Annotated in this window: 12 protein-coding genes; 7 read left to right on the forward strand and 5 right to left on the reverse strand. The window is 72.4% G+C overall.

Annotation, left to right across the window (positions count from 1 at the left end):
• Positions 1–5 precede the first annotated feature (5 nt).
• Positions 6–542: an arginine repressor gene (locus ACFYP3_RS16045; protein ID WP_030765547.1), complete on the forward strand. Its 537-nt coding sequence runs from the start codon at positions 6–8 to the stop codon at positions 540–542.
• A gap of 64 nt (positions 543–606) precedes the next feature.
• Positions 607–1,524, forward strand: coding sequence for a hypothetical protein (locus ACFYP3_RS16050; protein ID WP_388832039.1), 918 nt, complete (start codon positions 607–609; stop codon positions 1,522–1,524).
• On the opposite strand, the gene ACFYP3_RS16055 is transcribed toward ACFYP3_RS16050, so the two are convergent.
• The 3 genes from ACFYP3_RS16055 to ACFYP3_RS16065 are packed head-to-tail and all read right to left on the reverse strand — an operon-like array spanning position 1,511 to position 4,341.
• Positions 1,511–2,197, reverse strand: coding sequence for a L,D-transpeptidase (locus ACFYP3_RS16055; protein WP_388832209.1), 687 nt, complete (start codon positions 2,195–2,197; stop codon positions 1,511–1,513). The two genes, ACFYP3_RS16050 and ACFYP3_RS16055, sit on opposite strands and share 14 nt — an antisense overlap.
• A 6-nt stretch (positions 2,198–2,203) precedes the next feature.
• The gene (locus tag ACFYP3_RS16060; protein WP_388832042.1) at positions 2,204–2,785 is read right to left on the reverse strand and encodes a pyridoxamine 5'-phosphate oxidase family protein; all 582 of its coding nucleotides are present in this window, start codon (positions 2,783–2,785) and stop codon (positions 2,204–2,206) included.
• A gap of 5 nt (positions 2,786–2,790) precedes the next feature.
• Entirely contained in the window at positions 2,791–4,341 is a 1,551-nt protein-coding gene (locus tag ACFYP3_RS16065; protein ID WP_388832045.1) for a hypothetical protein, read from the reverse strand.
• A 164-nt stretch (positions 4,342–4,505) separates the two neighbouring features.
• On the opposite strand from ACFYP3_RS16065, the gene ACFYP3_RS16070 reads away from it, so the two are divergent.
• Positions 4,506–5,699 (forward strand): argininosuccinate synthase, encoded by a 1,194-nt coding sequence (locus ACFYP3_RS16070; protein WP_362134688.1) that lies wholly within the window; start codon positions 4,506–4,508, stop codon positions 5,697–5,699.
• Positions 5,700–5,805: 106 nt separating this feature from the next.
• Positions 5,806–7,233 carry an argininosuccinate lyase gene (gene argH, locus ACFYP3_RS16075; protein ID WP_388832049.1) on the forward strand — a complete coding sequence of 476 codons (1,428 nt, stop codon included), beginning with the start codon at positions 5,806–5,808 and terminating at the stop codon, positions 7,231–7,233.
• 136 nt (positions 7,234–7,369) lie between these two features.
• On the opposite strand, the gene ACFYP3_RS16080 is transcribed toward argH, so the two are convergent.
• Positions 7,370–7,903 carry an HAD domain-containing protein gene (locus ACFYP3_RS16080; protein ID WP_388832052.1) on the reverse strand — a complete coding sequence of 178 codons (534 nt, stop codon included), beginning with the start codon at positions 7,901–7,903 and terminating at the stop codon, positions 7,370–7,372.
• 89 nt (positions 7,904–7,992) lie between these two features.
• On the opposite strand from ACFYP3_RS16080, the gene ACFYP3_RS16085 reads away from it, so the two are divergent.
• From ACFYP3_RS16085 to ACFYP3_RS16095, 3 genes are all read left to right on the forward strand, one after another.
• Positions 7,993–8,544 carry a TetR/AcrR family transcriptional regulator gene (locus ACFYP3_RS16085; protein WP_030706189.1) on the forward strand — a complete coding sequence of 184 codons (552 nt, stop codon included), beginning with the start codon at positions 7,993–7,995 and terminating at the stop codon, positions 8,542–8,544.
• Positions 8,541–10,085 carry an MFS transporter gene (locus tag ACFYP3_RS16090; RefSeq protein ID WP_388832055.1) on the forward strand — a complete coding sequence of 515 codons (1,545 nt, stop codon included), beginning with the start codon at positions 8,541–8,543 and terminating at the stop codon, positions 10,083–10,085. The genes ACFYP3_RS16085 and ACFYP3_RS16090 overlap by 4 nt, the downstream gene beginning before the upstream one ends.
• A 73-nt stretch (positions 10,086–10,158) precedes the next feature.
• Positions 10,159–11,634 (forward strand): membrane-associated oxidoreductase, encoded by a 1,476-nt coding sequence (locus tag ACFYP3_RS16095; RefSeq protein ID WP_388832057.1) that lies wholly within the window; start codon positions 10,159–10,161, stop codon positions 11,632–11,634.
• Positions 11,635–11,646: 12 nt separating this feature from the next.
• Here ACFYP3_RS16095 and ACFYP3_RS16100 read toward each other — a convergent pair whose 3' ends face one another.
• On the reverse strand, positions 11,647–12,276 hold the full coding sequence (locus tag ACFYP3_RS16100) for a 1-acyl-sn-glycerol-3-phosphate acyltransferase (RefSeq protein ID WP_037805411.1): 630 nt from the start codon (positions 12,274–12,276) through the stop codon (positions 11,647–11,649).
• Positions 12,277–12,355 lie beyond the last annotated feature (79 nt).

The raw sequence follows: 12,355 nt of genomic DNA on the forward strand, positions 1-12,355 counted from the left end.
CGACGATGAGCCAGGCGCAGGACAACGAGCAAGGCGGACAGGCCGTCCCGCAGACCCGCACCGCGCGCCACCGCCGGATCGTGGACATCCTCAACCGGCAGCCGGTCCGCTCGCAGAGCCAACTGGCCAAGCTGCTCGCCGACGACGGGCTGAGCGTCACCCAGGCGACGCTCTCCCGCGACCTCGACGAGCTGGGCGCGGTGAAGATCCGCAACACCGGGGGCGAGCTGATCTACGCGGTGCCCAGCGAGGGCGGCTTCCGCACCCCGCAGGCACCGCTCGGCGAGTCCGCGAAGGAGGAGCGCATGCGGCGCCTCTCCGGGGAGCTGCTGATCTCCGCGGAGGCCTCCGCGAACCTCGTGGTCCTGCGCACCCCGCCGGGTGCGGCGCAGTTCCTCGCCTCGGCGATCGACCAGGCCGAGCTCCGCGCGATCCTCGGCACGATCGCCGGCGACGACACCCTGATGCTGATCAGCCGCGACCCGGCGGGCGGCCAGGCCCTCGCCGACCACCTCCTGCGGCTGGCGCAGAAGGAGGGCTAGCGGGGCGGTCCGGGGCGCCGGAAATCCGGTGCCGCGCCGGGGCCGGCCGACATAGCCTCGGGGCGTGCTCCGATTCGTCCTCGCCCTGTCGGTGTCCCTCGTGACCGCCGCCGTGTACGGGCCCATCGGCCTGCGGTGGCGGCGTCGGGCCCGGATCCGCCGCGCGATCCGCCGCCTCGTCGCCGCCGTCGACCCGGAGCCCTACCACGCCGCCCTGCTGCGCGACGAGGCGACCGGGGCGGCGGCCGCCGAACTCGTCCTCGGCGGGTACCTCCGCATCGACGCGGAAGGAGCGGCGTTCCTGACCGAGGAGGGCCGCGACCCGGCCCGCACGCCCGTCCACCCGCTGCCCGCGGCCCTGTGGGAGGCCGTACGCCGCCACGATCCCGAGCCCGTGTCGATCGGCTGGATCCACCGGTCCGACGGGGAGTACCGGGGGCGGCTCAGCGCGTACGCGAGGGAACGCGACGCCCTGCTGCCCGTTCTCCCGAAGATGCCGGACGGCGAGGGGAGCAAGCTGTCGGCCTGCTGCGGCTGCGTGGGCATCGTCCTGGTGATGTTCTTCTGGTGCCTGGCGGGCGTGCTGCTGGTGGCCGAGCGCCCGCACGGCGTACGGGAATGGGCCTGCGCCGTGGTGGCCGGTCTCGGCCTGGTGGCCCTGCTGTTCGCCGAGCGGGCCGGCAGGACGGTCCGGGCCGGAACGGAGTGCGGCGACCCGTTGGGTGACCTGATCCGCGCCGAGCCGCACCCGGCCTTCGAGGCGCTGGACGAAGAGCAGCGGATCCACGTGCTGCGGAGCGCCGGTGACCACACCTGGCGCGGCGCCGACCAGGTCGTGGAAGAGGACGACGGTCAGGACGAGGACGACGCGTGGCTGGACGACAAGGTCTGGTGGGAGGACGCGTACGAGTACCGGGCCGCCGACGAGGACGAGCTGGAGCCCGAGCCCAAGCCCGAGCCCCGCGGACCTAGTAGCGGGTGACGGCGAGCGGCCCGTCCTCCGTGCCGATGGCGATGTGCGGGCGCCGGCGCGGGTTCGCCCAGCGCAGGATCGCCCGCATGGCCCGCTCGGGCACGGACACACAACCGGCCGTCGCACCCTTGCCGTTGACGTGCAGGAAGATCCCGGCGCCCCGGCCGCGCACGGGCCGCTCGTAGTTGAAGGCGATGAGGAGCGCGTGCGTGTACTGCTTCTCGTACGTCACCAGGTGCTCGGCCTCGCCCGGCGCGCAGTCCGCGGGCAGCGGCTCCACCCAGCGGTTGTAGTGGGCCGAGGCGTTGTCCTGGCACCACCAGGAGTCGCCCCGCACCCGCCGGTAGCGGACCTCCGTGCCGGCCGGCGCCCGCCGGATCCCGAAGGCGTACGGGAGCGCGTACAGGCCCGTCGGCGTGGTGCTGGTGCCCTGCGTGCGGGTCGCGCCCTCGGTGAGGCCGTTCGACCCGAAGCGGGCGGGCGCGCTCCCGGCCTCGTGCCAGCCCCCGGACCACCGGTCCCACCAGGTCAGCCGACCGGTGGTGGATCCGGGCGCGGGGGCGACGGCGATGATCAGCTGACTGCCGCCGCCGGTGTCGGCGAGCCGGAACGGCAGGGGCGCGGGGGCCTGCGGCAGCAGGCTGCTGACGATCAGTGAGCCGGTGACGAGAGCGGTACGCAGCACATGTCAGACGGTACGGGGCGGAAGGGGCAGAGGCAGTGCAGGCAGGCCGTCGAGGCTCGTCTCGATGAACTCCTTCTTCTCGCAGTACGCGGCGAACTCCTCGTCCGTCTTGCGGCCGAAGTACTCCGCGTGGAGGGTGCGCTCGCCCTCGTACTCCATGAACGGGACGGCGTAGCCGCACGTGTCCGCGATGCGGCGGGCGTGGACGAGGACGATCGCCCGCGCGGACGGCCCGTCGGCGTCGCCGAACAGGGGGATCAGCTCGACCCAGCGGGGGTCGTCGCGGAAGACCGCCTCGCCCTCGCCGTGGATGCGCACGATGTTCGGCGGTCCGCTGAAGGCGCACCACATGAGGGTGATCCGGCCGTTCTCGCGGACGTGCGCGACGGTCTCGGCGCCACTGCCGCCGAAGTCCAGGTAGGCGAGGGTCTGTTCGTCGATGACCACCAGGGTTCCGGCGCGGCCCTTGGGGGACAGGTTGACGTGACCGTCGGCCGCGAGCGGTGCGGTCGCGGTGAAGAAGACCGGCTGCGCTTCGATGAACTGCCGCAGCCGGCCGTCTATGCGTTCGTAGAGCTTTCCCATGCCGATCAGTATCCGTGCGCCCCGCTCCCCGTGCGGGGGAGCCCGAGCTGTGAGCGCATCCGCTCCAGGACGTAGCCGCTGAACACCCCGGTGCAGCGGTCCAACAGGGCGCCGACCTCCGGATCCCGGGCCGGCAGGGCGGGCGGCCGGTAGGGGGACCACAGGCTCCCCAGGCGTTGCCCGGCGAGCACGCGCAGCCCCGCGTCCTCGTCCGTCAGCAGGTCCACGGAGGCCCGCAGTCCGGCCACCCCGCCCCGGGCGTGCAGGACGCGGTACGCCGCCAGGCGGGTGTGGCGCGGCAGGCCGGGCGCGATGCGGGCCAGCAGCCAGTCGGCGGGCAACTGCCCCGCCGAGGCGCGCAGGCTGCGGGAGGCCTCCCGGGCCACGCTCGGCGAGGGGTCGTCCAGCAGGGGCCGCAGCAGCCCGAGGTCGGTGACGTCCAGGTGCCGCAGCCCCGCGACGGCCGCCGCCCGGACCGCCCCGGAGGGGTGGTCGAGCAGGGCGCGCAGCAGCGGGGCGTCCGCGCGGGCGGCGCACTCGGCGAAGCCGGTCACGGCGTACCGCGTGATCCGGTCCGGGTCCTCCACCAGCGCGCGGAGGTACGCGTACGGATCGCCGCCGTCCTGGCGCAGCAGCCATCGGGCGCAGGCCCGGACCGTTCCGGAGCGGTCGGTGAGGTGGTGCGCGGCCTCGGCGGCGCGGCCGGCCCGGCGCAGGGCGCTCACCCCGGCGGCCCGGACCATCGGGAGGTGTCCGCCCAGCAGGGCGTCGACGGCCGCGTCCGCGTCGGCTTTCGCGGCGGTGGCGACGGCCGCGTCCGCGTCGCGCGGCCCCCCGGTGGCCAGCGCCGCCAAGGCGGCGTCGGTCCACAGCGTGCCCGTCACCGGGTCCTGCTCGACGGCGGCCCGCCGGGCCAGTCCCCGTACGCCGAGCAGCCCGCGGTCGAGGGTGATCCGGGTGGCGAAGCGCCGGGTCTCCAGGTCCGGGCTCCACCGCAGCCACGCCAGTACGGTGTCGGGCTGCTCGCCGGTGCGGGTGTGCGCGGGCCGCTCGGCCCGCCACCAGGTCGCGGGCCGGGCCGGCCGCCACCACGGGGCGAGGACGGGGTCCTCGGCGCGCAGGGCGGCCTCGAACCGCTCCAGCGCCCAGGCGCCCTGCTCCCGCCGGCCCAGCCGCAGGACCAGCGGGGTCAGGTCGGTCAGGGTCCGCGCGGGGTCGGCGGTCAGAGCCGCGCCCAGGATCCGGCGGGCGCGTTCGCGTACCGCCGGGACCCAGTCGGCACACCGGATCGCGACGAGCGGGAGCACGGGATCCGGCCCGTCGAGCGCGGCCTCGCGGATCCGCCCGTCCCGGTGGCACAGGCGGGTCTCCGGGCGGTCGAAGCACGGCAGCGAGCCGCCGTGGGCGCGGGCCCGGCGGACCTCTTCGTCGAACGCGGTCCAGGCCGCCGGCCGGTCGGGGAGGCGGACTCCGCCGATCCCGACGCGCCGGCCGGCGAGCAGTCCCGCCGCGGCGGCCCGCCCGGTCTGCGCGTCCTGTCGGTCCCAGGCGCTCATGTTCCTCCCCTGTCCACGCGTACCCGGCGAGCCTAGGCGGTCGCCGGGTGGTCACGCGCCCCATATTCGCCCTGGTCAGGAGGCTCGCGGTGGCGTCGATTGACGAAACATACGGAGTAGTGCATAGTTATGCCTGTCGTTGAATGCACCGTAAGGAGAAACCCGTGACCGAGCGCGTCGTACTCGCCTACTCGGGCGGCCTGGACACCTCCGTCGCCATCGGCTGGATCGCCGAGGAGACGGGCGCCGAGGTCATCGCCGTCGCCGTGGACGTCGGCCAGGGCGGCGAGGACCTGGACGTCATCCGCAAGCGCGCGCTCGACTGCGGTGCGGTCGAGGCCGAGGTCGCCGACGCGTCGGACGAGTTCGCCAACGAGTACTGCCTCCCGGCGATCAAGGCCAACGCCCTCTACATGGACCGGTACCCGCTGGTCTCGGCGCTCTCCCGGCCGGCCATCGTCAAGCACCTGGTCGCCGCCGCCAAGAAGCACGGCGCCACGACCGTCGCCCACGGCTGCACCGGCAAGGGCAACGACCAGGTCCGCTTCGAGGCGGGCATCGTCGCCCTCGCCCCGGACCTCAAGTGCATCGCCCCGGTCCGTGACTACGCGATGACCCGCGACAAGGCGATCGCCTTCTGCGAGGAGAAGCAGCTCCCGATCGCGACCACCAAGAAGTCCCCGTACTCCATCGACCAGAACGTCTTCGGGCGCGCCGTCGAGACGGGCTTCCTGGAGGACATCTGGAACGCGCCGATCGAGGACATCTACGAGTACACCTCGAACCCGGCCCTGCCGCGCGAGGCCGACGAGGTCGTCATCTCCTTCAAGGAGGGCGTCCCGGTCGCCATCGACGGCAAGCCCGTCACCGTGCTCCAGGCGATCCAGCAGCTCAACGACCGCGCCGGCGCCCAGGGCGTCGGCCGGATCGACATCGTCGAGGACCGTCTCGTGGGCATCAAGTCCCGCGAGGTGTACGAGGCCCCGGGTGCGATCGCGCTGATCACCGCCCACCAGGAGCTGGAGAACGTCACCGTCGAGCGCGAGCTGGCCCGCTACAAGCGGCAGGTCGAGCAGCGCTGGGGCGAGATGGTCTACGACGGCCTGTGGTTCTCCCCGCTCAAGCGGGCGCTGGACGGCTTCATCAACGAGGCCAACCAGCACGTCACCGGTGACATCCGGATGACGCTGCACGGCGGTCGCGCCGTCGTCACCGGCCGGAAGTCCGACGAGTCGCTCTACGACTTCAACCTCGCGACCTACGACTCGGGCGACACCTTCGACCAGTCCAAGGCGCAGGGCTTCATCGAGATCTTCGGCCTCTCCTCGAAGATCGCGGCGCGGCGCGACCTCGCCTGACCGTTCAGCAGTACGTGACCGCCTCCCCGTTTCCTCCGCGGCGGGGAGGCGGTTTCACATCCACAAGCATGCCGTACACGCCATGCAGTCTTGAGGAGCAGTAGCTGTGAGCAGCAACAAGGGTGACGTCCGGCTCTGGGGCGGCCGGTTCGCCGACGGTCCCGCCGAGGCCCTGGCGAAGCTGTCCGCGTCGGTCCACTTCGACTGGCGCCTCGCGCCCTACGACATCGCCGGCTCGCGCGCCCACGCCCGCGTGCTCCACAAGGCGGGCCTGCTCACGGCCGAAGAGCTCGACCGCATGATCGCCGGACTGGACCGGCTGGAGGCCGACGTCGCCGACGGCTCCTTCACCGGCACCATCGCCGACGAGGACGTGCACACCGCCCTGGAGCGGGGCCTGCTGGAGCGGCTCGGCGCCGACCTCGGCGGCAAGCTGCGCGCCGGGCGCTCCCGCAACGACCAGGTGGCCACCCTCTTCCGGATGTACCTGCGCGACCACGCCCGGATCATCGGCGGTCTGATCGCGGACCTCCAGGACGCGCTGGTCGGCCTCGCCGAGAGCCACGCGGACGTGGCCATGCCGGGCCGCACGCACCTCCAGCACGCGCAGCCGGTGCTCTTCGCCCACCACGTACTGGCCCACGTGCAGTCCCTGTCCCGGGACGCGGAGCGGCTGCGGCAGTGGGACACCCGGACCGCGGTCTCCCCGTACGGATCGGGGGCGCTGGCCGGCTCCTCGCTGGGCCTGGACCCGGAGGCGGTCGCCGCCGACCTGGGCTTCGAGCGGGGCTCGGTCGGCAATTCCATCGACGGCACGGCCTCGCGCGACTTCGTCGCCGAGTTCGCCTTCGTCACCGCGATGATCGGGATCAACCTGTCCCGGATCGCGGAGGAGATCATCATCTGGAACACGAAGGAGTTCTCCTTCGTCACCCTGCACGACGCCTTCTCCACCGGTTCGTCGATCATGCCGCAGAAGAAGAACCCCGACATCGCGGAGCTGGCGCGCGGCAAGTCGGGCCGGCTCATCGGCAACCTGACCGGGCTGCTCGCCACGCTCAAGGCGCTGCCCCTGGCGTACAACCGGGACCTCCAGGAGGACAAGGAGCCGGTCTTCGACTCCTGCGACACCCTCGAAGTCCTGCTGCCGGCCTTCACCGGCATGATGGCCACCCTCACGGTCAACCGCGAGCGCATGGAGGAGCTGGCCCCGGCCGGCTTCTCGCTCGCCACCGACATCGCGGAGTGGCTGGTCAAGCAGGGCGTGCCGTTCCGGGTGGCGCACGAGGTGGCCGGCGAGTGCGTCAAGGAGTGCGAGGCGCTCGGCATCGAGCTGGACGAGCTCACGGACGAGCAGTTCGCGAAGATCTCGGAGCACCTGACCCCCGAGGTCCGTACCGTCCTCAACGTCAAGGGCGCCCTCGCCTCCCGCAACGGCCGCGGCGGAACCGCCCCCTCGGCGGTGGCGGTGCAGCTGACCGAGCTGAAGGCCGACCTGGTCATCCAGCACGCCTGGGCGGTCCACAAGCAGTAGCCCGTACGCCCGGAGGGGCGGTGGGAGCCCGTCGGCTCCCACCGCCCCTCCGGCGATTCCCGGCCTGCTCCGGTTCGGCCCGACGCGGGGGAGGGCTCCCCGGCTCGTCCGGGTGAACCGTGTCGTCAGGGTCGCATCACGACACGTGTCCACCCGTGTGCTGCGCCGCCCATGCGGCCAGGGCGTCGAAGTCCTCGCGGACCAGGCCGATCCGCTCGTCGATCCGCAGCAGCAGCGCGGGCGCCGGGTGGTGGAGCTCGACGTACTCGTGGTCCATGGGCCCGATGTCGTCGTCGATCCAGGCGAAGGGGCGCCCGTCCGCGTAGGCGACGACGTACTGCGTCTTCCAGAAGGTGCCGCGCGGCGCCCGGCCGTGCATCGACGGCCAGTCGACGAACGGTAGTCGGGGCAGGCCGAGGTGGGGGCCTATCCAGTCGTTCGCCTCGTCCTTCCAGGTCGTGGCCCACACCGGTTCGTACGCGTCCGCCAGCGCGAGCAGCTCCTCCCCGTGGGCGGGATTGAGCCAGACCCGCAACGGCTTCGCGCTCTCCGCCTGCCGCCAGCCCGTCGGCCGCATCCGGTGGGTGGTGTAGCCCTCGGGGCGGCGCTGGGCCTTGGCCGCGTAGGGGTTCAGCGGTCCGTCGACGTCGATCAGCAGCAGCGGCTTCATCAGGGCAGGATCGCGTCCCGGCCGCTCCGGGGCAGCCCATTTTCGAGCCGAATGAGACATCGAAGTCTCATTCGGGGTATGCTTGTCTCATGGCCATGGATCGTGACCAGGTGCTCCGCGACGCGGCCGCCCTGCTCTCCCGCAAATCGACCGCCACGATGGACGAGGTCGCCCGCGCCGCCGGGATCGGGCGCGCGACCCTCCACCGGCACTTCGCCGGGCGCGACGCCCTCGTACGGGCACTCGAAGAGCTCGGCATCCGCGAGTTCGAGGTGGCGTTCGACAACGCCCGCCTCGACGAGGGCACGGCCGTGGAGGCGCTCAGACGCCTCGTCGCCGAGGCCGAGCCCAACGCCGAACTACTGGCCTTCCTCGTCACCGAGAACCAGCTGTTCGAAGGCGACCAGATCAACGAGGGATGGTCCCGGCTCGACGCCCGCGTCACGGCCCTGTTCCGGCGCGGCCAGGAAGAGGGCGACATCCGGATCGACCTGAGCCCCGCATGGCTCACCGAGGCCCTCTACGGCCTCATCGGCAGTTGCGCCTGGGCCGTCATGGACGGCCGGGTCGCCGCCAAGGACTTCCAGTACATGATCATCGAGCTGCTGCTCGGTGGCGCCAGACGGAGTGTGGAGAAATGAGCCGTACCGAACAGCTGCGCAGGCGGACGGAGACGGAGGACAAGAGCAGGGGACGCTGGCTCGCGCTCTCCGTGCTCGTCCTGGCCGTGCTGCTGGTCGCGGTCGACGCCACCGTACTCGGCCTCGCCACCCCCTCCCTCAGCGAGGACCTCAAGCCGTCCGGCACCCAGCTGCTGTGGATCGGCGACATCTACTCCTTCGTCATCGCCGGACTCCTGGTGTCGATGGGCAGCCTCGGCGACCGCATCGGCCGAAAGAAGCTGCTCCTCGTCGGCGCCACCGCCTTCGGCGCCGTCTCCGTCCTCAACGCCTACGCCACCAGCCCCGAGATGATGATCGTCGCCCGGGCCCTGCTCGGCGTGGCCGGCGCCACCCTGATGCCGTCCACCCTCGCGCTGATCCGCAACATCTTCCACGACCCCAAGGAGCGCAGCCTCGCCATCGGCATCTGGGGCGCCACCGCCTCGGCCGGCGCGGCCATCGGCCCCGTCGTCGGCGGAGCCCTGCTCCAGCACTTCTGGTGGGGCTCGGTCTTCCTCATCAACCTGCCCGTGATGGTCGCCCTGGTCCTCGTCGGCATCAAGCTGCTGCCCGAGTCCAAGAACCCGGTCGCCGGCCCCTGGGACCTGGTCAGCGTCGCCCTCTCCCTCGTCGGCGTCATCAGCGTGGTCTACGCCGTCAAGGAAGTCGCCACCCACGGTCTGACCTGGGAGGTCGTGGCCACCGCCGGTCTCGGCGCGGGCGCCCTGTGCGCCTTCGTCCGCCGCCAGTTCACCCTGTCGTCCCCGCTGCTCGACATGCGGCTCTTCAAGCACCGCGGCTTCTCCGGCGCGGTCCTCGCCGACCTGCTCACCGTCTTCGGCCTCTCCGGACTGGTCTTCTTCCTCTCGCAGTTCCTCCAGCTCGTGCAGGGCCGCGGGCCGCTGGAGGCCGGCCTCGCCGAACTGCCCGCCGCCGTCGGCGCGGTGGTCACCGGCCTGATCGCGGGCAGGTACGCCCGCCGGTACTCCGTACGGTCCATCGTGGCCGGCGGCCTCGCCGCCATCGGCGTGGCCCTGGCCGTCCTGACCGTGATCCACAAGGAGAGCGGCTACCCGGTGCTCGGCGCGGCCCTGCTCGTCGTCGGCCTCGGCGCCGGTTTCTCCTTCACCGTCACCGCCGACGTCATCCTCTCCAGCGTGCCCAAGGAGCAGGCCGGTTCGGCCTCCGCCGTCTCCGAGACCGCGTACGAACTCGGCGCCGCCCTCGGCATCGCCCTGCTCGGCTCCATCGTCACCGGCGTCTACCAGGGCTTCACCGCCCCCGAAGGCGCCGCGGGGCCGGTGGCCGACGCCGCGCACGAATCCCTCGGCGGGGCCGTCGAGGCCGCCAAGGCGGTGGACCCGGCCACCGCCACGCAGATGGTCGGCGCCGCCCAGGACGCGTTCGTGGACGGGCTGCGACTGGCCTCCGGCGTCGGCGCGGCCGTACTGCTGGCCACCGCGGTGGCCGCCTGGTTCCTGCTGAAGGGCCAGCGGCTCCAGGAGAGCGTCGAGCACTGACGTACGTACTGCCAAAGGGCGCCTTTCCGGCCAGAGTTGACAGTCCGTAGAACTGCGGGACACCATCCCGGCGATGGAGATCAACGATCTGACCCCGGCGGAACGCCGCGTCTGGGAGGCCTTCCCGCGCGGCGACGGGGTCGACTTCCGCGCCGCACCCGAGGACAGCTCCGTCGACGGAGCCGGCTGGGGCCCGGAGCGCACCCTGCGCGCCGAGGTGCTGCGGGCGATCCTGCTGGGGGCCTGCCCGGTCGTACAGGGCCGGATCCCCGGTCTCAAGATCAAGGGCGCGAGGATCGTGGGCAAGCTCGACCTGCGCTACGCCGTCATCGCCCACCCCATCCGGCTGCGCGACTGCTGGTTCGAGCGCAAGCCCCTGGTCTACGGGGCCCAGCTGCGCGCCCTGGTCCTCGGCCACTCCACCCTGCCCGGCCTGACCGCCTCCACGTTGCGCGTCGAAGTGGTCCTGCGCCTCTCCCACTGCCGGATCGCCGGACCCGTGCGGCTCCAGGGCGCCAAGATAGCCGGGGGCCTCTTCCTCCAGGGGGCCGTGATCGGCCCCACGGCCGGCGAGGAGGAGGACGAGCCCCCGCTCCAGCTCAACCACGTCGAGGTCCACACCGACATCATCGCGAACGACCTGACCGTGCACGGCCAGCTCCGCCTCAACGGGGCCACCGTCGGCGGCCAGATCCAGCTCGACCGCGCCCAGCTGCTCGCGCCCGGCGCCATCGCCCTGCACGCCGAGACCCTGACCGTCGGCACCGACCTGCGCGCGCACCGGATGAAGGTCCGCGGCATGGTCAACCTCACCGGCTCGCGCATTCCGGGCCAGGCCAACCTGACCCGCGCCGACCTCGACAACACGGGCGGGACCGCCCTGCGCGCCTCCAGCTGCGCGATCGGCGAACTGTGGCTGCGCCGGTGCGACCAGATCCGGGGCGACGTGAACCTGCGCCGCTCCACCATCGACCTGCTCCACGTCGATCCGGAGGCCTGGCCCGCGCGGATCGCCATCGACGGCCTCACCTACCGCGCCCTCGCCCCGCACCTGCCGGCCGAGCAGCGGCTGCCCGCGCTGGAGCGGGAGGAATCCGGATACCTCACGTACGCCTACGAGCAGCTCACGGCGGCCTACCGGACGGCGGGCGACGAGACGGCCGCCCGGACCGTCCAGCTCGCGAAGCTGCGCCGGCACCGCCGCACGCTGCCCCGGGCCGCCCGGGTCTGGGGGCTGCTCCAGGACGTCACCGTCGGCTACGGCTTCCGGCCGCTGCGTGCGGCGGGCTGGCTGCTGGCCCTGCTGATGACCGGGACGCTCGCGTACGGGATCGACCCGCCACGCGCCCTGAAGGCGGGGGAGGCGCCGGACTTCAACGCGCTGTTCTACACGATCGACCTGATGGTCCCGATCGTCAGTTTCGGCCAGGAGGCGGCCTTCGCGCCGAGCGGCTGGTACCAGTGGTTGTCGTACCTGCTGATCGTGACCGGCTGGATCCTCGCCACCACCACGGCGGCGGGCGTCAGCCGGTCACTCCAGCGGCAGTAGGAACGACGGGGACTACGCGGCCTTCGCCTTGGTGGCGTACATGTCCACGTACTCCTGGCCGGAGAGCCGCATGACCTCGGCCATCACCGAGTCGGTGACGGCGCGCAGCACGTAGCGGTCGCGGTCCATGCCCTCGTAGCGGGAGAACTCCATCGGCTCGCCGAAGCGGACGGTCACACGGCCCGGGCGCGGCATGCCGGCGCCGCCGGGCTGGAGCTTGTCGGTGCCGATCATCGCGAACGGCACCACGGGGGCCCCGGTCATCAGGGTCAGGCGGGCGATACCGGTACGACCGCGGTAGAGCCGGCCGTCGGGGGAGCGGGTGCCCTCCGGGTAGATGCCGAAGATCTTGCCCTCTTCGAGGATCCGGCGGCCGGTCATCAGGGCCGCGACTCCGCCGTTGGCGCCGTCACGGTCCACGGGGATCATGCCGGAGCCGGTGAAGAACCAGGCCATGGCGCGGCCCTTGATGCCCTTGCCGGTGACGTACTCGTCCTTGCCGATGAAGTGGACCGTACGGTCGCACACCAGCGGCAGGATCATGGAGTCGATGAAGGTGAGGTGGTTGCCCGCCAGGATCACCGGGCCGTCGCCGGGGATGTTCTCGATGCCCTCCACACGGGTGCGGAACATCATGCGCATGACCGGTCCGACAGTGGCTTTGATGAGGCGCGTACGGAACAACGTGGGCCCTCCGGCATCGAAAAGCGGTTCTGGCACC

Source organism: Streptomyces sp. NPDC005533 (assembly GCF_042871845.1).
Lineage (GTDB): Bacteria > Actinomycetota > Actinomycetes > Streptomycetales > Streptomycetaceae > Streptomyces.

What these genes read in the sequence shown, in the direction of transcription:
- ACFYP3_RS16045 (WP_030765547.1), top strand. Translation starts at nt 6, where the DNA reads ATGAGCCAGGCGCAGGACAACGAGCAAGGCGGACAGGCCGTCCCGCAG.
- ACFYP3_RS16060 (WP_388832042.1), bottom strand. Translation starts at nt 2,785, where the DNA reads ATGGGAAAGCTCTACGAACGCATAGACGGCCGGCTGCGGCAGTTCATC.
- ACFYP3_RS16065 (WP_388832045.1), bottom strand. Translation starts at nt 4,341, where the DNA reads ATGAGCGCCTGGGACCGACAGGACGCGCAGACCGGGCGGGCCGCCGCG.
- ACFYP3_RS16080 (WP_388832052.1), bottom strand. Translation starts at nt 7,903, where the DNA reads ATGAAGCCGCTGCTGCTGATCGACGTCGACGGACCGCTGAACCCCTAC.
- ACFYP3_RS16085 (WP_030706189.1), top strand. Translation starts at nt 7,993, where the DNA reads ATGGCCATGGATCGTGACCAGGTGCTCCGCGACGCGGCCGCCCTGCTC.
- ACFYP3_RS16090 (WP_388832055.1), top strand. Translation starts at nt 8,541, where the DNA reads ATGAGCCGTACCGAACAGCTGCGCAGGCGGACGGAGACGGAGGACAAG.
- ACFYP3_RS16095 (WP_388832057.1), top strand. Translation starts at nt 10,159, where the DNA reads ATGGAGATCAACGATCTGACCCCGGCGGAACGCCGCGTCTGGGAGGCC.
- ACFYP3_RS16100 (WP_037805411.1), bottom strand. Translation starts at nt 12,276, where the DNA reads ATGCGCATGATGTTCCGCACCCGTGTGGAGGGCATCGAGAACATCCCC.